Below are 19,374 nucleotides of genomic sequence, written 5' to 3'. Positions count from 1 at the left end.
CCCGCCTTGGAGGCTTCTGGAGCCTCCTCACGCATCGCGTCGCAATTCCAATCTTTGGGGAATCTTCCAGCTAGACGGCTTTTCCGGTAATTACCCCCTCGGGGCTTCGTCGTTGGGGCGAAGACACAGGACGTACCCGAGGGGGTATCGATGCGACGGATGATTTCGCGCTCATGGCTGGGCATGGCCATGGGTCTGGCGTTGGCGCTGTGGCCGGGGATGGGGGCGGCGCAGCTGGCGCCCACCGGCGGTCACTACGGAGGGCGCGTCTCGGACACCGGCACGGAGCCGGGGATGGTGAACGCGTCGGGCGGGTTCTCGGCGTCGGTGCCGCTGGACCTGCCGCCCGCGCGCGGGGGCGTGCCGCTGCCGCTGTCCATCGTGTCGGGGGCGCGGGGCGTGGGCGCGGTGGGCCTGGGCTGGGACATCCCGTTCTCCTACGTGCGCCGGGACACCTCGTTCGCGCGCCGCAAGCCATACACGTCGCCCATGACGCCCCCCAAGGGCCGGGAGCAGGTGCTGCTGTCGCTCCAGGGCCAGGTGCTGGAGCTGGTGCCCCAGGGCACGCGCTGGGTGGCGCGCCGGGACGCCCCGGAGGTCTCCCTCCTGGAGCAGTCCGGCACCTGGGTGATGTACGACGGCCAGGGGCAGACCTGGACCTTCGTGGAGCCCGCGGAGCTGGCGGGGACGGGGTTCTGGCTGCTGGACACCATCCGCGGACCGGGCAACTCCGTGGTGAAGCTGGACTACGCGGTGGGCACGCCTTCGTGGGCCAGCGCGGACAACCGCGACTACGGCAACGGCGTGTCGGTGGACCTGGTGCGCGTGCGCTACAACCCCCACCCGCAGGAGGGCTGCTACAAGCACGAGGTCACCCTCGCGTACGGCGCGCCGCAGCCCCTGCCCCTGGCGCTGTCGGTGATGGGCGACCGGGTCCTGGCGCGCCTGCGCACCCTGGACTCCGTGGCCGTGGGCAGCCGGGCCACCTGCGCCAGCGCCCTCACCCCGCTGCGCACGTACGCCTTCAAGTACTCGCCGGACGCGGACACGCAGCAGCCGCGCCTGGGCTCGGTGCGGATGACCGGGCGCCAGGGCACGCCGGAGGCGTCCGTGCCGGTGCCGGTGGCCTCGTTCACCTACGGGAGCGCTACCACCAACGGCAAGCTGCTCTTCGCGAAGACGCAGTCGCTGCCCATGCCCACGGGCGCGGACGCGACGGTGATCGCCAGCACCGCGCGCGACAGCGCGTTCTTCCCGCCCTTCGCCTCCAGCCTGGGCTCCACGACGTGGCAGAGCCTCACCGACGTCACCGGGGATGGCCGGCCGGAGCTGGTCTTCAAGAAGGACAACAAGCTGTGGGTGGCCTCCAACCGCCCCGGCGCCGGGGGCTCCACCACGCTGGGCGCCACCACCGCCCAGCTCGCGGACGTCACCTTCGCCTCGGGTGCGTTCGAGCACCGCAGCGCCACCCAGAACCGGTTCAACCACAACGCCAGCAACGTCAACGTGGACAAGGTGTGGCGCCAGGCCCTGGACATGAACGGCGACGGCCGGGTGGACGTCGTCGACGCCGCGGAGGCCCCGGGCAAGTGGGTGGTCTACCTCAACACGCCCGGCACCGGCCCCTCGGGGGTGAAGTGGGCGCGGCGGGAGATCAACACCGCGGACGTGTACGCCACCCTGAGGAGCCGGGGGCTCGACGTGCGGGACGACTACGTGCCGCTCTCCAGCCGCTTCACCGGCTACAACCGCACCCTCGGCTACTGCTGGCGCTTCAACGGGACCACCGGGACCTGGGATGCGTACCTCCAGGGCTTCCAGGCCGGCGAGTGCGGCCAGAACTGGCCCAACCAGGTCCTCGAGAGCAACGAGGTGACCCTCACCGAGTGGGAGCTGCAGGACGTCAACGGGGATGGCTTCCCGGACCTCGTCTTCAACTCGTCACCGGTGGCCATGGTCGAGGCGCCGAAGCCGAGCACCCAGGGCGCGCAGCCGGGCCAGGTCATCAACGTCTCTCACAAGGTGTTCATCCGGCCGACCCAGCAGGAGGGCAATACCGTCGAGGCGGTGCTCAACGTGCAGGGGCTGCGCATGAGCACGAGCCTCTCCCGCGCCTTCTCCACCCCCATCACGATCCTGAGCGGCACGAGCTGCGGCGTCGGGTCGTGGGCGTCGTCCGGCAACTTCCAGGGCGTCGGCTGCGGGTTCGCGGACGTCAACGGTGACGGACTGCTGGACCGGGTGAGCTCGGGGATCGCCATGCTGGGAACGGGGCGGGGCTTCGCCAGCGTGTGGATCAAGATGCCCGGCTTCAACACCCAGTTCAGCAACTACGAGCGCGACTGCATCACCCCGGAGCCCGACGCGCCAGGCTCCACGCCGTTCGTCGCCGGCCTGCAGAACACGATGCGCGACGTCACCGGCGACGGCATCCTCGACTACCTGGGCCCCTCCACCGTGGCGGTGGGCACGGGGACGGGCTTCACCGCGCCCGTCCCCATCGAAACCACCGGGATCAACTTCCTCATGTCCAACGCGAGGGAGCGCTGCGACGGCACGCGGTCCGGCACCTTCGAGGGGCTCTACGACCTGGACGGGGACGGCCGGGCGGAGATCGTGAAGCTCAACGGCACCAACCTGGACGTGTACCCGCTGGTCGGCGGCAGCCTCCCCGGCAAGCCCGAGGCCGGCCGCATCGTCACGGTGGACAACGGCTACGGCGCGCTCACCACCGTGGGCTACCGCTCCGCGAAGGAGGACACCCTGACGAAGCACCAGGTGCCCTTCCCGGAGATCGTCGTCACGTCGGTGGAGACCACCGGCACGCAGGGCCTGGGCGGCACCCTGTCCGCCACGCGCTATGCCTACGGCGGCGCGGAGCTCGTCTATGACTCCGCGCTCCAGGCGTTCACCCTGGCCGGCTACCAGCGCTCCATCTCCACGCGCTCCACGGCGCTGGCGCCCCCGGCGCAGCAGGGCTTCTACGCCCAGCTGATCTACAACGGGTTCGCCACGGTCACGGACACGTATCCCCTGCCCGCCCCCTTTGCCACGACGAAGGCGGAGCGCTTCCTCCGCCAGGGCCTCGCGGGCCGGGTGCGCGACATCACCCAGCTCACGGTGCAGAACACGGACCCGTGGCCGCTGCTCTCCGTCGACGTGGCCAACGATTCTCGCCGGGTGAACGCCACGCACGTCGAATGGGACGCGAAGCTCTTCGAGGAGACGCGCCGTCCGAACATCAACTTGCACGACTGCATCGACATGATCGCCCCGCTGGACTTCGACGTGTCACTCGAGGACAGCGAGACCTCCGCCACGGCGTTCGACCTGTGCTCCGCGCACGGCTTCCTGTACACGAAGAGCAGCGGCACCTGGCGGGGCACCGCCGCGCCGCCCTCCACCGCCAACGTGGGGACCGGCGCGGAGGTGCGCGCCGTGGACGACTACGGGCGGGTGCTCAACGTCCTGTACCGCGGCGACGTGAACCGCTCCGACGACGACCTCTGCGTGGAGACGGTGTACGCCACGCCCGTGGGCACGGCGGCGCGCCGGCTGGATGCGCCGCGCTCGCGCCGCTACTGGTACTGCGACAAGACGCCCTACGTCACCTACGCCGCCGAGTCCTGGCTCTATGACGGGCTGCCCGCGGGCAGCGTGTCCGAGGGCCGCAACACCTCGCGCACCCGCGACCGCTACAACGTCATCACCGGGACGTACCTGGACTCCGTGCGCGTGAACGACGCCACGTACAACCCGGTCACCGGCAACCCCGTCACCGTCACCACGGAGCGCGAGGACGGCGCCCTGCGCGTGTCCTCGCTCACCTACGACGCCTTCGGCCTCATGCCGGTGACCCAGCGGGTGGACGCCACGGGACTGCCGGCGCTGGTCACCACCACCACGCTGGACCCGGTGAGCCTGGCGCCCGTGAGCGTGCTGGACCAGAACCAGACCCGGTCCGGCACGGATTACGACGGCTACGGCCGCCCCGTGCGCGCCACCGTGACGCCTCCCGGGGGCAGCCTGGGCGTGCTGATGACCACGAGCTACCTGGGCTTCAGCGGCACGGACCCGCTGGGGCGCCGCATGGCCGCGCGCATCTTCAGCGACCCCGTGACGCCGGGGACGGAGGCCAGCGCGCCCGCCACCACGGCCACGGTGTTCCTGGACGAGCTGGGCCGCGAGCGCCGCACGGAGGTCCCCCTGGGCACCGACTACGCGAACGAGGTGATGATCACCGGCGCCCGCGTCTACGACGGGCTGGGCCGCGTGCGCTTCCAGGCCGACCCGTATCCGGCGTCCCAGGCGGGCGCGACCGCCTACGGCACCACGTCCTTCTTCCTGGCGGACGGCATGCCGTCGTGCACCGTGCGGGCCCGGGGCATCCAGGCCGCCGTGGGCGCGACGGACGAGACCGCCGAGCGCTACCTCGCGTGCACCACACGCACGTTCGCCAACAGCCAGGAGACGGTGAGCACGCAGGACCCGTCGTCGCTGCTGCCCGGCAGCCCCCAGGCGGACGTGGTGCGCACCGCCACGATGACGGCCCTGGGGCGGCTGGTGTCGCGCTCCACGCTGAAGGCCGGCGTCCGCCTGGAGCACGCGGTGTTCACGCAGGACCGGCTGGGGCGCCCCACCGGGATGACGCGCTACCTGGACCCCGCCGCGCTCACCGGCCCCGTGGGGTGGACGTGGTCGTTCGACTCCTTCGGCCAGCTGCTCCAGTGGCAGGAACCGGAGGGCGCCGTGCAGACCCTGCGCCACAGCAGCTGGGGGGAGCCCGTGGAGGTGAGCTGGTCGGACACCACGGTGTTGCCCATCGCGGCCCACCGGCTGCTCAACACCTACGACGCCCTGGGCCGCATCAAGCACCAGGAGGAGCTGACGAACGGCCAGGTGGTGCCCGACTCGAAGCACGACTACTTCTATGACGTCGGCCTGAGCCCCACGTCCATGGTGACGCCCACGAACGTGCTGGGGCGGCTGGCCAAGGTGTCGTCCCCCACGGGCAGCGCGTATTACAGCTACGACGCCTACGGCCACACGAACGCGCGCACGTACATCGACAGCGCGGGCTTCACCTACGTGGAGAAGTCGCGGGTGCGCGCGGACGGCTCGCTCACGGCCCTGGGCTTCTACCTGCCGGACACGGACTACGCCTACGAGGAGGTCGGCTACGCCTACGACACGGCCAGCCGCCTGCGCACGGTGACCACGGACACCGGCAAGCAACTCTACAGCGCGCAAACCATTGACCCGTTCGGCCGGGTGCGCCTGGCGAAGTTCGGCGAGGTGGTGGAATACGCGGCCCAGTTCAGCGACCTGGGGCGCCGGGTGCTGGGCGAGACGCGCATCAGCACGCCCCAGGGCGCGCGGCGCACCGTCTACACCGCCTATGACCCCATGGGACGCGAGAAGGGGCGCGAGGAGCTCACCGACAGCGCCACCAGCGGCCCCGCCACGGTGCACACCTACGACGCCCTGGGCCGGCTCGCGTCGTCCAAGCGCACCTGGGGCATCAAGACCCAGATGAACTGGACGTTCGGCTACGACCCGCTGGGCAACGTGCTCCGGCAGAACGACGTGTCGGGCACGCTCGACGCTGCGCTCAGCTACCGCGCGGCGAACCGCGACCGGGTGTGCAACATCGAGTACAGCACCGCCACGCCCGCGGCCACGGCCTGCAAGGTGCTGCACGACGCGCTGGGCAGCGTGGTGCAGATGCCCACGCGCACCGGCACGCGCCAGCTGGGCTACTACCCCTCCGGCGCCCTGCGCTCCATCACGGAGCTCACCGGCGACGCCACCTTCCGCTACGGCGCGCTGGGGGAGATGCAGGAGCTGGACCTGCGCGGCGTGAGCGCGGTGGACGCGCGCCACGAGTGGCACCTGGGCGGCACGCTGGAGCGCCGGGAGCAGGTGGTCAACGGCCAGCCCGTGTCGCTCATCACCCGCAACATCCCGGGGCCGGGCGGCATCGTCGCCAGCCGGCGCGGGCCGGGGCAGGACTGGGTCTTCGGCTTCGGCGAGCAGCGCGGCGCGCGCCATTACACCGACCGCAACGGCGCCTTCGTGCAGGCGGTGAGCTACCAGCCCTTCGGCGCGGCGTCCTCCACCGGGAGCGCGTCGCCGGGCTCCACGCTCTACACCAGCACGCAGTGGAACGACGGCCAGGCGCTGGCGGCGTTCGGGCTGGTGAGCCTGGGCGCGCGTGTCTACGACCCGGTCATCGGCCGGTTCCTCAGCCGGGATCCGCTGGTCGTGCCGCGCACGGCGGCCACCACCAACCCCTACGCCTTCGCGCACAACGATCCGCAGAACGCGTCCGACCCCACGGGCATGGATCCGGGGTGCATCGGCCGGGAGTGCCAGGGCCCCGGGGGAGGCGGCGGCTTCCCGGGCGGTGGGCCGTCGGAGATCAACGACCCGCGCATCTACCTGCCCTCCCAGACGCAGTCCGGAGGCGGAGGCCCAGCCCCCAGCCCCCGGGCCGCCAGCCGGCCTCCGCCCACGCCCGGCGCGGTCTTCTCGGCGACGCTCTCCGGGCCGAAGACGGTGCTGGGCCGCACGATGATGCTGGAGGCCATGGCGGTGAGCGGTCTGGTCTTCACGGACGGCTCCTTCAACTACGACACGTTCGCGGCGACAGGAGCCCCGCTGTCGGCGTTGATCGACGCACTGGCGAACACCCAGGAGGGCGCGAAGGCGATCGAGAGCTCCCTCAACGCGACGTACGACAAGATCGCCAGCGCGTCCGCGGGATTCGGGGACGGCTTCGCCTGGTTCATCCCGACGCGCACGATCCGCAACGCCATGGGGTACTCCGTCAACGAGAACACCGGCTACTACAGCGGCGGTTCGGCGGTCGGCTTCGTGGGCAGCCTGCTGCTGCCGGCTCCCACGAGCATCGCCGGGACCTCGCGAGCGGTCCGGGCCGCCCGGGCGGAGGTCCAGGCGGAGGTGACGTCCGTGGCCATCCAGGTGCGCGCGGGGGCGTGCGCGAGGAACTGCGGCTATACGGCCATCGCCTTCGAGTCCACCATGAGCGGCGCGCCCATGATGCCCTTGGCCCGGGGCCCCATGTCCACGACCCTCGTGCAGGCCTATTTCGAGACGAACCTCGTCGCGCAGAGCAGCAAGAAGGCCCTCATCAGCACCGTGGAGGGATGGGGCAGCGGCGCCCGGGGCATCGTCGTGGGGACGCTCAAGAGCGACGCGAACGTCGCGCACGCCTTCAACGTCGTCAACGTGGGCGGGGAGGCCTTCTTCGTCGACGTGTTCGTGAGCCACCTGGGCCAGAAGGCCCTCTCCAGGCGGATGAGCTCGCAGTACTCGCTCCTGGAGGTCCTCCGGACGTTCTGATCCCGCGCTGAAGGCCCCGGGCCGCCCGGTTTCCATCACCGGGCGGCCCACCGGTCCCGGTCAGTTGGCGGGACGTGCGAGACACCCCAACCTTCCGTGCGCTTCACAAGGGTGGAGCGGCCGTCTTGGGGACGGAAGGAAGGGCTCCGGGAGGTTCCCGGGGCCCTTCCGGGGCGTGAGGGGGCGCGCGGTACCGATGGAACTGTTTCCCATCCATTTGCTGTTCATCGTCGTGTTGATGAACCGCTACATCCTGGGCCCCTTCTTGAGGCGGCTGAAGGGGCGGCGGTTCGAACGGGTGGATGACGCCTACCGCCCGAAGGTCGCCATCGTCGTTCCGCTGTTCAACGAAGGCCAGGGCATCTACCACACGGTCCGCGCGCTGCTGGAGCAGGACTATCCCAGCGAGCTCACCGAGATCATCGTCGTGGATGACTGCTCGCGCGATGACAGCGTCGCGTGGGCCACCAAGGCCGCGGAAGGGCACCCCAACGTCCGGGTGATGCGCAACCCGGAGAACATGGGCAAGCGCAAGGGCATCAACCGGGGCGTCCGCGCCGCGGAAGGCGCGGAGATCATCGTCTCCGTGGACTCCGACGTGGTGGTGGAGAAGAGCGCCGTGCGGCAGCTCATCCGCCGCTTCGTGCACCCCAACGTCGCCGCGGTGGGTGGACGCACCTTCGTCATCAACCGTCACCAGAACTGGCTGACGCGGATGATTGAAATCAAGTTCCACTTCGCCCAGAAGTGGCTCAAGGACCTGGAGCGCTCGTTCCGCCAGGTGATGTGCCTGTCCGGCTGTCTCACCGCGTACCGCCGCTCGGTGCTGCTGGAATTGGAGCCCATCCTGGAGGCGCGCGCCATCGCGGGCATCCCCATCAAGTACGGCGAGGACCGCTTCCTCACGCGGCAGATCGTCAAGCACGACTACGAGACGGTCTACACGCTGGACGCGTACTGCTTCACCGCCGCGCCGTCCACGCTCGCGGGCTACTTCAGCCAGCAGCTGCGGTGGCGGCGCTCCAACCTGGTGGACCTCATCTGCGGCCTGTCGCACGCGTGGCGGCTGCACCCGGTCATCACCGTGCACTACGTGTCGCAGCTGGCGCTCTTGCTCGCGTACCCGGTGGTCATCGTCCACAACATGCTCAACGGCGAGTTCTGGGACATCCTCGCGTTCCACTTCCTGGTGATTGGCCTGCTGGGCTTCATCTACCGGCTGGAGACGCGCTACCTGCCCGAGGACCGGCGCGTGCCCGCGGTGAGCTTCCTGCCCATGGCGCTGCTCATGCCAGTGACGTACGCGCTCTTCACGCCGCTGGCCCTCCTGACGCTCGACTCCGGGAGCTGGGAGACGCGCGGCAGCCCGACGCCGGCCCAGGCGCCCTCCCCCGCCCCGCTCACCTCCAACTCCGCAGGCGAGGGAACCCCGTCATGAATCAGCAGGTCGCCAACCGGCTCAACTCCGTCGCGGTGTCCGCCTACAAGTTCATGGGGTCGGTGCTGCTGGCGCTGATCCTCCTGGGCCTGCTGTCATTCCTCGCGGTGCAGGGCTTCTTCCTGGCGAGCAGCAGCTGGGCGGCGCCCACCATCCTGTCCCCCACCGACCCCAACGTGCTCGCGCTCAACGCGCAGGCGGCGCAGCAGGAGTCGGAGCGGGATGGGCTGATGGCCCGGCGCCGCGAAGCCTCCGACCGCCTCCGGGAAGCCGAGCGCACCGTGGCCACGGAGCAGTCCTTCCAGCAGCGCTTCGTCGTGGCGCTCCAAGGCGAGAAGCGCTCTCGCGACCGGCTGGCGAAGCGGCTGTCCGCGTTGCGCCAGGAGTACCTGCGCGCGGGCGGGGAGATCGCCGAGTCCAACCGCGCGTACAGCGGCCTGGCGCGCACGCGGACGAACGCGCTCTACGGCGCGAAGCTGATGGAGCGCGAGGACGTGCTCACCACCAACCACCACCTGGCGCAGATGGCGCAGAGCAACCTGTCGCTGGCGCAGGAGACGGTGGACCTGGACATGCGCCTGGACACGCTCCGGCGCGAGAGCGCGGGGCTCACCGCCGCGGAGAACGGCCTGGGCCGCGACGACACCGCCGAGGGCCTCACCACGGACACGCTGCTGCTGGAGCGGGAGTACACGCAGTCGGTGCTGGTGATGGCCCGGGCGCAGGCGCAGCGCAAGACCCTGGAGGAGGACGTGCGCGCGCTGGATGACCGCATCCGCCGCTTCAACCACCTGCTCCAGGTGGTGCATGGCTCGCCGTACCTCAAGGCGCTGGAGCAGAACCTCACGGTGGCCTTCGTGCCCTACGAGAACCTGCCCAACGCCCGCGCCGGCACCCCGCTGTACACCTGCGCGCTGAAGATTCTCTGGTGCCGCGAGGTGGGCGTGGTGGGCCCCGTGCTGGAGGGCGAGGTGTCCCAGCAGCACCCCATCCGCCAGTACCACTTGCGAGGCGTGATGGTGGAACTCCAGCTTCGGGACGCGCCAAGCGCGCGAGAGCCGCTGCTTCACCTGGGCCATCCCCCGTTGATGCTGTGAGCCCCATCTTGAAACACGAAAGGGAGCGGAGGATGCGGACGAGCCTCGCGAGAGGAGCCCTGCTGGGGCTTGGGTTGTGGGCGGGCATGGCCCCGGCGGCGGAAGAAGCGGGGACGGTGCGGGCCCAGGGCGACCTCGCGAAGGGCTACTGCGAGCGCGTGCGCGGAACCTCGCGCGCGTTGGCCGCGCTGGAGCTGGCGCCGGAGGTGTTCGCCAGCGTCGGCGCGGTGAACGCGGGTGACGCGATGGGCGGCTCGGACGACATGCCGCTGGGCTCGCCCAAGCTGCGCGTCACCGCAGGGCTGGGCTACGACTTCGTGGGCCTCTACCGGGGCCGCACTCTGCGCTCGCGCGCGGAGGCCGAGTGCCGCCGCTACCAGGCGCTCGCCGCGCTCCAGAGCGCCGTGGAGCACGGCTCCCGGCTGGGCGAAGCGGCGGCGCTGGACGCACGCGCGCGGGCGCTGGCCACCTCCCTGCCCCGCGCGGAAGAGCTGGTGGCCCAGCTGCGCAGTGACCTGCGCGACGGCGGCGCGACGCTGGAGGAGCTCAACGCGGTGCAGGTGCGATTGGATCACCTGCGTTCGCTCGCGCGCGACACCGCCCAGGCCCGCGAGCAGCTGGCGCTCGAACCCACACCGCCGGAAGGACAGACCTTGAACGCGCTGCTCAGCGCCTTCGAGGCCGCGGATGATCAGGTGGAGGTCCTGTCCGGCGGCCTGCGCACGGCGTCCGCGTGGCGCCTGAGCGTGCGAGGCGGCTACGACGAGGTCTTCGACGTGGACCAGGACACGCCCCTCTTCGGCCAGCTCACGCTGGGCTACAACCTGGGCAACCTGTGGCAGGGCCGGGCCAACGCCCAGGCCCGCGAGGGCCGCCGCCAGGAGGCGCGCGACGCGGTGGACGGAGCGCCCCGGCGCGTGCGCCAGCTGCTGGGCGAGCTGCGCATCACCGAGCGGAGCGAACAGCAGCGGCTGGGCGAGGTGTCCGCGCTGGTGTCGGACCTTCAGGGGCAGTTGCGCGAGGTGGAGCAATTGCAGACAAGGCAGGTGCGCCGCTTCAGGGACTACCTGCTGCTGGAGCTGGCGAGGCTCCAGGCGGAACAGGCCTACCTGGGCGCGCACCTGGAGACACTCCAGACGCTGCTGGGAGGCACGAGCCCATGAGCGACGCGCGGCAACGGTGGTGGGTGGCGCTCGGGACGTCGGCGGTGTTGATGCTGTGGGCAGGCGCCCTGCTCCTGAGCCACGGCGCCTGCAACAGCACGAGGAAGCCCATGGACTCCCCTGTGTCTTCCAGCACGCGAGCGCTTCGCGCTGATCCGTCACCCTCGAAGAACAGCCTGGCCCCGGTCACGCGGCGGCAGCTGCACGTCACCGAAGGGCAGCTCGTGAACCTCCAGGAGGAGGCGCGGGACGGGACGCGGTTCGCCATCGAGGTGCCCCGCCAGCGCGCGGTCGTGCCGGAGACGACAGGCGATGAGGCGGAGCTGCGCTTCACCTGGCTGGGCTCCACCGATCCAGTGATTCCGCTGGCGTCCGGCCGGCACCGCGAACAGGTGGGCCTCAAGCTGCGCGCCCGGGATGGCTGCAACGCCCTCTACGCCATGTGGCGGATCGCGCCGTCCGCGGGCATCGTGGTCCAGTTCAAGTCCAACCCGGACGACCACGAGAGCGGCGAGTGCGGCAACGCTGGCTACTCCACCGTACAGCCGCGCGTCATGGAGCCGTTGGACAAGCTCTCCCCGGGGGAGCCGCACGTGCTGCGGGCCCGCATCGACGCGGACGTGCTGACCGTGTACGCGGACGGGCAGCGCGTCTGGGAGGGATTGCTGCCCGCCGACGCGCTCCGACTGGAAGGCCCCGCGGGGATGCGCACGGACAACGCGCGCGTGCGCTTCGAGCTGCTCGTGCCCCAGGCGGCCGGGCCCACCTCGCACCGCTGACGCCGCCGTCCGGAACCCGGCCCCTGTCGCCGGGCCCCCTTGCATGGGGAATCCGGGCATGGGTTGCTTCGGGTCCGATGCCCGACCGCGACCCGCTGGCCTCGACGTACCGTCCCCCGCAGGGCCTGGAAGCGCTGGAGGACGCCCTCCGCCGCGACCTGGACATCCTGTCCTACCCCGCGCGCAGCTGGGTGCCGCCGCGCTCCACCCCGGATGGCCGCCCCATCCTGGACGTGCTCATCATTGGCGGAGGCCAGAGCGGCCTGGGCGCCGCGTTCGGGTTGATGCGCGAGCGGGTGACGAACCTGCTGGTGCTGGACGACGGCAAGGACGGCTTCCACGGGCCCTGGAAGACGTTCGCGCGGATGATCACCCTGCGCACGCCCAAGTACCTCACCGGCCCGGACTTCAACATCCCGAACCTCTCCTTCCGCGCCTGGTACGAGGCGCAGCACGGCGCGGAGGGCTTCCAGCAGGTGGCCCTCATCCCGAAGGAGCTGTGGGCGGACTACCTCCTCTGGTACCGGCGCGTGCTGGGCATCCCCGTGAAGTGCGGCACCAAGGCGGGCGCGCTGCGCTGGCGCGCGGACCTGGACTGCTTCGAGGTCCCCGCCGCGCACAACGGCGAGGCGGAGTTCCTCCTCGCGCGCAAGGTGGTGATGGCCACGGGCATTGACGGCTCCGGCCGCTGGGACGCGCCCCCGGAGGTGCAGCCGCTGCCGCGCGCGCTGTGGGCGCACACGCATGACCCCATCGACTTCCATGCGTTGAAGGGCAAGCGCATCGGTGTGCTGGGCGCCGGGGCCTCCGCGTTCGACAACGCCTCCGTGGCGCTGGAGGCGGGCGCGGGCGGGGTGGACCTGTTCTACCGCCGCAAGAAGCTGCCCAACGTGAACCCCTACCGCTGGGCGGAGTTCGCCGGCTTCCTGCGCCACCACGGCGACCTGCCGGACGCGCAGCGCTGGCGCTTCATCCGGCAGATCATCGAGATGGGTCAGCTGCCGCCGCGCGACACCTTCGAGCGCGCGCGCCGCCACCCGCACTTCCAGCTGCACGCGGAGAGCCCCTGGGTGGAGGTGAAGCAGCAGGACGGCAAGGCCGTGGTGCGCACGCCGCACGCGACGCACACGTTCGACTTCCTCATCATCGCGTCCGGCTTCACCACGGACCTGTCGCTGCGCCCGGAGCTGGCGGAGCTGCACCCGCACATCGCGCTGTGGAAGGACCGCTTCACGCCGCCGGAGAACGAGCGGCACGCGGACCTCCTGCGCCACCCGTACCTGGGCCCCTCCTTCGAGTTCCAGGAGAAGCAGCCCGGCAGCGCGCCGTGGATTGGCGGCGTCTTCAACTACACCTTCGGGTGTCTGCTCTCCCTGGGCTTCGGCGGCGCCAGCATCTCCGGCATGAAGTACAGCCTGCCCCGGCTGGTGGGCGGCATCACGAAGCAGCTCTACCTGGATGACAGCGAGCGCCACTTCCGCGCGCTCGCGGACTACGCGACGACGGAGTTCGAGACGTGAGTGCTTCTGGAGTGACGGTGTTTCGCGGTGAGCGCGTGGTGACGCCCGAAGGCACGCGCGCCGCGGCGGTGGTGGTGCGCGACGGGCGCATCGAAGGCATCCACGAGACGGTGGACGTGCCCCTGGGCGCGAACGTGGTGGACCTGGGCCGGGACGCGCTGCTGCCCGGCATCGTGGACAGCCACGCGCACATCAACGAGCCCGGCCGCACGGACTGGGAGGGCTTCGCCACGGCGACGGCGGCGGCGGCGGCGGGCGGCATCACCACCGTGGTGGACATGCCGCTCAACTCCATCCCGGCCACGACGTCCCTGGCCGCGCTGCGCACCAAGGCGGAGGCCGCGTCCGGCCAGTGCGCCATCGACTACGGCCTGTGGGGCGGCGTCATCCCCGGCAACGCGAACGAGCTCCAGGCGATGGCCGACGCGGGGGCGCCGGGCTTCAAGTGCTTCCTCGTGCACTCGGGCGTGGACGAGTTCCCCGCCGCCACGCGCGAGGTGCTGGACGCGGCCATGCCCATCCTCGCGAAGGCGGGCGTGCCGCTGCTGGTCCACGCGGAGCTGACGGACCACGAGCCGCCCTTCGCGGGCGACGTGCGCGCGTACGCCAGCTACCTCGCGTCGCGCCCGGCCGCGTGGGAGGTGGACGCCATCCGGATGATGATCGACCTGTGCCGCAAGCACCGGGGCCCCGTGCACATCGTCCACCTGTCCGCGGCGGACGCGCTGGACGACATCGCGAAGGCAAAGGCGGAGGGCCTGCCCTTCACGGTGGAGACGTGCCCGCACTACCTCACCTTCACCTCGGAGGAGATTGAAGCCGGCGCCACCCACTTCAAGTGCGCCCCGCCCATCCGCGAGGCGGCCAACCGCGAGCGGCTGTGGGCCGCGGTGAAGAGCGGCCTCATCGACCTGGTGGTGTCGGACCATTCCCCCTGCACGCCCGCGCTCAAGAAGCTGGAGGCCGGGGACTTCTCCGGCGCGTGGGGCGGCATCGCCGGGCTGCAGCTGAGCGTGTCCGCGGTGTGGACGGGCATGCGCGCGCACGGCCTGGGCCTGGACGCGCTGGTGGACCGCATGGCGCACCGCACCGCGAAGCTGGCCGGATTGTCGGGGCGCAAAGGAGCCATCCGGCCGGGACTGGACGCGGACTTCGTCGTCTTCGCTCCGGAGGCGCGCTTCAAGGTGGCGCCAGAGGACATCCGGCACCGGCACCGGCTGACACCGTACGCGGGACGCGAGCTGGAAGGCCGGGTGTTGAGGACATACCTGCGCGGCCAGCGTATCTTCGACGCCACCGAGGGACTGACGGGCCCGCGCATCGGCCAGTGGCTGCCGCGCGGATAGGCCCCGGCGGTCCGGGAGAGGACAACCGATGCAAGCCGAAGCACCCGGGGCGATGCACGTCGCCTTCGCTGACCTGATTGACCTGGCCGCACGCAAGGTGGGCGGCAAGGCCCTGCTGGCCAACGACGAGTTCTTCGCGCCCAAGGAAGCGATGCTGGAGCCCGGGCGCGGCGTCTTCATCGCGGACAAGTACACGGAGCGCGGCAAGTGGATGGACGGCTGGGAGACGCGCCGCAAGCGCGTGCCCGGCTATGACTGGTGCATCGTGAAGCTGGGCCTGCCCGGCGCCATCCACGGCATCGACGTGGACACCAACCACTTCATCGGCAACTTCCCCGAGTACGCCTCCCTGGAGGCGTGCGAGGTGGACGGGGACCCGACGCCGGAGTCGCTGGCGGAGGACGTGTCGCGCTGGACGGAGCTGGTCCCCAAGCAGCGCCTGCGCGGCGGCTCCCGCAACCTCTTCGCGGTGGCAAACGAGCGGAGATTCACGCACGTGCGCCTCAACATCTACCCGGACGGCGGCGTCGCGCGCCTGCGCGTGCACGGGCAGGTGCTGCCGGACTGGCACGCCCTCAAGAAGGCGGGGCTGGTGGACCTGGCGGCGGCGGCCAACGGCGGCTCCGTCGTCACGTGCAATGATCAGTTCTTCGGCACGAAGGACAACCTCATCTTCCCGGGCCGCGCCGCCAACATGGGCGAGGGCTGGGAGACGCGCCGCAAGCGCGTGCCGGGCTTCGACTGGATCGTCGTGAAGCTGGCCACCGCGGGCACGCTGCGCCGAGCGGAGGTGGACACCCACTTCTTCAAGGGCAACTTCCCGGACCGCTGCTCGCTGGAGGGCATCCACCTGGAGGAGCCGCTCCTGGACTTCGCCAACGCGACGCACCTGAAGTGGAAGGAGCTGCTGCCCCAGTCCAAGCTCCAGGCGGATCACTGCCACGTCTTCGAGAAGGAGCTGAAGGACGTGGGCCCCATCACCCACGTGCGCCTCAACATCTTCCCGGATGGCGGCGTCAGCCGGCTGCGCCTCTTCGGGGAACCGGCGTGAGCACACCGCTGGAGCGCCTGAACACCGCCACGACGGAAGAGGCCACCCAGGCCTTCACCCGCTGCTGCGGCAGCACGAAGTGGGTGCAGCGGATGCTGGCCGTCCGCCCGTTCCGCGACGCGGAGCACGTGTACGCGGAGGCCGTGGACGCCTGGGCGCGCACGGGACCGCAGGACTGGCTGGAGGCCTTCACGCACCACCCGCGCATCGGCGACGTGTCCAAGCTGCGGGAGAAGTTCGCCTCCACCGCGCAGTGGTCATCGCAGGAACAGAAGGGCGTGGCCGGCGCGGACGAAGGCGTGTTGCAGGCGCTGGCCCAGGGCAACCGGGACTACGAGTCCCGCTATGGCTTCATCTTCCTCGTGTGCGCCACGGGCAAGAGCGCGGCGGAGATGCTGGAGCTGCTCCAGGACCGCATGCACAACACCCCGGAGGCGGAGCTGAAGATCGCCGCCGGGGAGCAGGCGAAGATCACCCGCATCCGACTGGAGAAGCTCCTCGCGTCATGAGCACCCTCAGCACGCATGTCCTGGACACGAGCACGGGCCGTCCCGCGGAGGGGCTCTCCCTCCTGCTGGAGGCGCGCACGACGGGCGACCTCTTCCTGGAGATTGCCCGGGGCGTCACCAACGCGGATGGACGGGTGAAGGACCTGTCGGGCGCGAACACGAAGCTCGCGCCCGGCGTGTACCGCCTCACCTTCGACACCGGGGCCTGGTTCCAGGCCCGGGGCCAGCGGGGCTTCTACCCGTCCGTGCAGGTGCTCTTCGAAGTCACCGCCACGGACGAGCACTACCACGTCCCGCTGCTCCTGAGCCCCTTCGGCTTCTCCACCTACCGGGGCAGCTGAAGCGTCAGACGCGCGGCGGTTCGACGGGGGCCTTGTCGCCGCCGCGGTCCACCTTGTTGCCGCCCTCCGGCTTGTCGGCGACGGGCTCCGCGCAGAGCGTGGAGTTGTTCGTCTTGCACCCGCCGCCGTTCTGCAGGTCGAACTGCCAGCGGTGGCGCGGGCACACCACGTAGCGGCCCTCCTCCACCCAGCCCTCCGCCAGGTCCGCGCCCTGGTGCGGGCAGAAGCGCTGGATGGAGAAGCGCTTGCCGCCGGCCTCCACCACGGTGCGCTCCTTCTGGGCCTCCGTGGCGCGGATGCCGTCGCAGAACTCGCGGATGTCCTCCACCTCCACGCCCAGGAAGCCGTGCAGCACGGGCTCGTACACGTCCGGGTTGCGCGACAGGCGCAGGCGGAAGGACAGGAGGAAGTCCTCCCAGTTCAGCTTGCGGTCCAGCACGCGCACGATGTCGCTCGCGTTCACCTTCATCGCGTAGCGGCTCTTGTCGAGCATCTCCGTCACTTCATCCACGCGGCGCTTCTTGAAGTCCACGCGCAACAGCCGCGTGGGCGCCTCCGTCAGCTCCACGTAGAGCGGCATGCCCACGCGGTCGTGCAGGTCCAGCAGGTCCAGCTTGCGCTGCAGCTCCACGCGCAGGCGGGAGTGGATTTCGTCCACCTCCTCGCGCATCAGGTTGCGGCGGCGCTCGCGGAAGACGTAGGCCATGTCCTTCGCGTACGTCTGGAGGTAGTCCTTGAAGTTCTCCGTCGTCACGCGCTCCGGCACCTGGGACACGAACTCCAGCGAGCCCGCGTCCAGCACGTCCCCGGGCATGGGCTCCAGGTAGCGCGTGGGCAGCGTGGGCATGCGCTTCTCCAGGTAGGAGAAGAGCACCGGCGCGCGCGGGAAGATGTTCACGTCCTCGAAGTTCAGGCTGTAGAGCGCGGGGTCCAGGAAGGCCGCCGGGCCCGCGGCCGCGATGTACGCGCGGGGCCGCACCACGTCCAGCGCGCGCGCCACCGCCTCGAACTTGCTGTCGCGCTTCTTCAGGCTGATGGCCGAGTACGTCTCCTTCGGGTACTCGTAGCAGGTGGGGTGCCAGATGGCGCCGGAGAACTGGGCGGAGAAGACGTCGATGGGCCCCTCCTCCGCGATGACGCGCACCAGCCGGTCGTGCATCTTGCAGTCGTTGATGTTGAGGAAGCACTGCCCGTCACCGCGCACCATCACGCTGGAGTCGCGGTTGGTGCCCTGCTCGGACACGAAGAGCTTGATGTAGCCGCCCTTGATGGGAATCTCGCGCGAGTCCTCGCACGCGATGACGCGCTTGCAGCCGTACTTCTCGAAGATGTCCCGCAGCTCCGAGCGGCGGAACTTGGGCACCAGCACGGTGAAGTCCCGCTTCGCGATGGTGGCCAGGAACTCCGGGTCGAAGTGATCCTTGTGCTCGTGGCTGATGTAGAGGAAGCGCTCCTTGCCCGGCGTCTCCAGCAGCTCCTTCACGCGCGGGGCCAGGTGGTGGTTGCGCGGCAGCTGCATCCACGCGGAGTCGAAGGCTCCCTGGGGCGTCAGCCACGGATCCATGACGACGAGCGCTCCAGCGGTCTCCACCGCGAAGCCCGCATGACCCAGGAAGGTGATCCGCATGAACGTCGTCCCTCGAATGGAGGGCATGGCCGGGAGGGCCGCGCCCTGGAGTGGATGTGCGCGGGCGGCCCGTGGCCCCGGCATCAGCAAGGCTGCGAAGCTAGGGCGTCTCTTTCCAGCGGCACCCCGGCGCGCCCCTCTTGTTGGAAAGGCCACGCACGTCACGTCCGGCCGCGAACAAAAAAGGGGAGGAGGACCGTGCCAGGTCCCCCTCCCCTGATGCTTTCAGGACATGCGGCGTGCGGCCCGCCTAGGGCTGGATCTCCCGCACGCTCATCCACTTGAAGTCCACGTCCGTGGCGTTGTCCCAGCGGAACGTGGCGATGGGCCCGCCCCACGTAATGGGCATGGCGCCCACGGAGCCGCCGCAGTGCTGGGCATCCCCGCCCCAGGCCCCGTCGTCGGTCATGTCGTAGACCTTGGTCCAGGAGACCTTGTCGGCGTTGTCGTTGAGGTACAGCTCCAGCTTCACGGCCTCCGCGCCGTTCGCGCCTGGCACGTTGTGCATCACGGCCTTGAAGCCCACCCAGCGGCCCTTCAGCGCGGAGGTGGCCGGCTTGTACGGCGCCTGGTCATAGGACACGTGCCAGGTCTCCTTCTCCCAGCGCACGCGGCCGTCGTAGTGCAGGCCGCCCTTGTAGCTGCTGCCCTCGCAGCCGGAGCTGTTGTCGTTGTGCTTCCCGCCACGCGCGTACCAGGCGAAGTTGTCCTGCGTGTTGGCCACCGCGTTGACCTTCACGAAGCCGGTCATCTCGATGTTCTTCCAGTCGTTCGCCGCCTGCATGTAGCCGCGGCCCGCCAGCACGTCGCGGTCGTACGTGGGGATCTGCTTCGCGTCGTAGCCCGTGGCCGGGTAGGCGCTCATGCGGACCTTCGTGCTCTTCATCTTCCAGGAGCCGTCCGCGTTGCGCGTGATGGTGCCCTGGGGATCAAAGCGCTTGTCCGCCGTCGCGTTCTCCGCGAGCTCCCACGCCTCACCGCCCTGCTTGGACGGGTACAGCATCGTCACGCCGAAGCCGTCCACGCCCGAGGGCGCGGGCGCCGGCGTGGCCTCTGGAGGCATCGTGGGTTCGGGCGTGGAGGGGTCCGGCGGCGCCTCCGTCTCCGAGGGGACGGGCTCCGGGGTGCCCTCTGGTTC

12 protein-coding genes are annotated in these 19,374 nt (G+C 70.5%); 10 read left to right on the top strand and 2 right to left on the bottom strand.

The features are described 5' to 3' along the window. Window positions 1-159: 159 nt before the first annotated feature. From D7W81_RS03210 to uraH, 10 genes are all read left to right on the top strand, one after another. Entirely contained in the window at window positions 160-7,365 is a 7,206-nt protein-coding gene (locus D7W81_RS03210; RefSeq protein WP_120553825.1) for an RHS repeat domain-containing protein, read from the top strand. A gap of 196 nt (window positions 7,366-7,561) precedes the next feature. Further along, window positions 7,562-8,803, top strand: coding sequence for a glycosyltransferase family 2 protein (locus D7W81_RS03205; RefSeq protein WP_120553824.1), 1,242 nt, complete (start codon window positions 7,562-7,564; stop codon window positions 8,801-8,803). After that, on the top strand, window positions 8,800-9,900 hold the full coding sequence (locus D7W81_RS03200; RefSeq protein WP_120553823.1) for a coiled-coil domain-containing protein: 1,101 nt from the start codon (window positions 8,800-8,802) through the stop codon (window positions 9,898-9,900). The genes D7W81_RS03205 and D7W81_RS03200 overlap by 4 nt, the downstream gene beginning before the upstream one ends. Before the next feature lie 32 nt (window positions 9,901-9,932). After that, window positions 9,933-11,063: a hypothetical protein gene (locus D7W81_RS03195; RefSeq protein ID WP_120553822.1), complete on the top strand. Its 1,131-nt coding sequence runs from the start codon at window positions 9,933-9,935 to the stop codon at window positions 11,061-11,063. Continuing rightward, entirely contained in the window at window positions 11,060-11,842 is a 783-nt protein-coding gene (locus D7W81_RS03190) for a hypothetical protein (RefSeq protein ID WP_120553821.1), read from the top strand. The genes D7W81_RS03195 and D7W81_RS03190 overlap by 4 nt, the downstream gene beginning before the upstream one ends. 77 nt (window positions 11,843-11,919) lie before the next feature. Continuing rightward, window positions 11,920-13,362 carry an NAD(P)-binding domain-containing protein gene (locus D7W81_RS03185; protein WP_120553820.1) on the top strand — a complete coding sequence of 481 codons (1,443 nt, stop codon included), beginning with the start codon at window positions 11,920-11,922 and terminating at the stop codon, window positions 13,360-13,362. Next, window positions 13,359-14,708, top strand: a complete 1,350-nt coding sequence (gene allB / locus D7W81_RS03180) for an allantoinase AllB (protein ID WP_120553819.1) — start codon at window positions 13,359-13,361, stop codon at window positions 14,706-14,708. Before D7W81_RS03185 ends, allB begins: the two co-directional genes overlap by 4 nt. A 28-nt stretch (window positions 14,709-14,736) precedes the next feature. Next, entirely contained in the window at window positions 14,737-15,759 is a 1,023-nt protein-coding gene (alc, locus tag D7W81_RS03175) for an allantoicase (protein WP_120529062.1), read from the top strand. Then, on the top strand, window positions 15,756-16,268 hold the full coding sequence (gene uraD, locus D7W81_RS03170; protein ID WP_120553818.1) for a 2-oxo-4-hydroxy-4-carboxy-5-ureidoimidazoline decarboxylase: 513 nt from the start codon (window positions 15,756-15,758) through the stop codon (window positions 16,266-16,268). Before alc ends, uraD begins: the two co-directional genes overlap by 4 nt. Further along, window positions 16,265-16,609 carry a hydroxyisourate hydrolase gene (gene uraH / locus D7W81_RS03165; RefSeq protein WP_120553817.1) on the top strand — a complete coding sequence of 115 codons (345 nt, stop codon included), beginning with the start codon at window positions 16,265-16,267 and terminating at the stop codon, window positions 16,607-16,609. Before uraD ends, uraH begins: the two co-directional genes overlap by 4 nt. A 4-nt stretch (window positions 16,610-16,613) precedes the next feature. Here uraH and D7W81_RS03160 read toward each other — a convergent pair whose 3' ends face one another. Then, entirely contained in the window at window positions 16,614-18,236 is a 1,623-nt protein-coding gene (locus tag D7W81_RS03160; protein ID WP_120553816.1) for a Rieske 2Fe-2S domain-containing protein, read from the bottom strand. A gap of 250 nt (window positions 18,237-18,486) precedes the next feature. Beyond that, window positions 18,487-19,374: carbohydrate-binding protein (locus tag D7W81_RS03155; RefSeq protein ID WP_244226935.1), on the bottom strand; the 888-nt coding region annotated here is incomplete at its 5' end.

The organism is Corallococcus aberystwythensis (genome assembly GCF_003612165.1).
Taxonomy (GTDB): Bacteria; Myxococcota; Myxococcia; order Myxococcales; family Myxococcaceae; genus Corallococcus; species Corallococcus aberystwythensis.
Note: the sequence above shows the minus strand (reverse complement) of the source record. Positions and strands in the feature narration are given on the sequence as shown.

Excerpts from the sequence above, each read along its gene's own strand:
- D7W81_RS03210 (WP_120553825.1), top strand. The coding sequence starts at position 160 with ATGATTTCGCGCTCATGGCTGGGCATGGCCATGGGTCTGGCGTTGGCG.
- D7W81_RS03205 (WP_120553824.1), top strand. The coding sequence starts at position 7,562 with ATGGAACTGTTTCCCATCCATTTGCTGTTCATCGTCGTGTTGATGAAC.
- D7W81_RS03200 (WP_120553823.1), top strand. The coding sequence starts at position 8,800 with ATGAATCAGCAGGTCGCCAACCGGCTCAACTCCGTCGCGGTGTCCGCC.
- D7W81_RS03195 (WP_120553822.1), top strand. The coding sequence starts at position 9,933 with ATGCGGACGAGCCTCGCGAGAGGAGCCCTGCTGGGGCTTGGGTTGTGG.
- D7W81_RS03190 (WP_120553821.1), top strand. The coding sequence starts at position 11,060 with ATGAGCGACGCGCGGCAACGGTGGTGGGTGGCGCTCGGGACGTCGGCG.
- D7W81_RS03185 (WP_120553820.1), top strand. The coding sequence starts at position 11,920 with ATGCCCGACCGCGACCCGCTGGCCTCGACGTACCGTCCCCCGCAGGGC.
- alc (WP_120529062.1), top strand. The coding sequence starts at position 14,737 with ATGCAAGCCGAAGCACCCGGGGCGATGCACGTCGCCTTCGCTGACCTG.
- uraH (WP_120553817.1), top strand. The coding sequence starts at position 16,265 with ATGAGCACCCTCAGCACGCATGTCCTGGACACGAGCACGGGCCGTCCC.
- D7W81_RS03160 (WP_120553816.1), bottom strand. The coding sequence starts at position 18,236 with ATGCGGATCACCTTCCTGGGTCATGCGGGCTTCGCGGTGGAGACCGCT.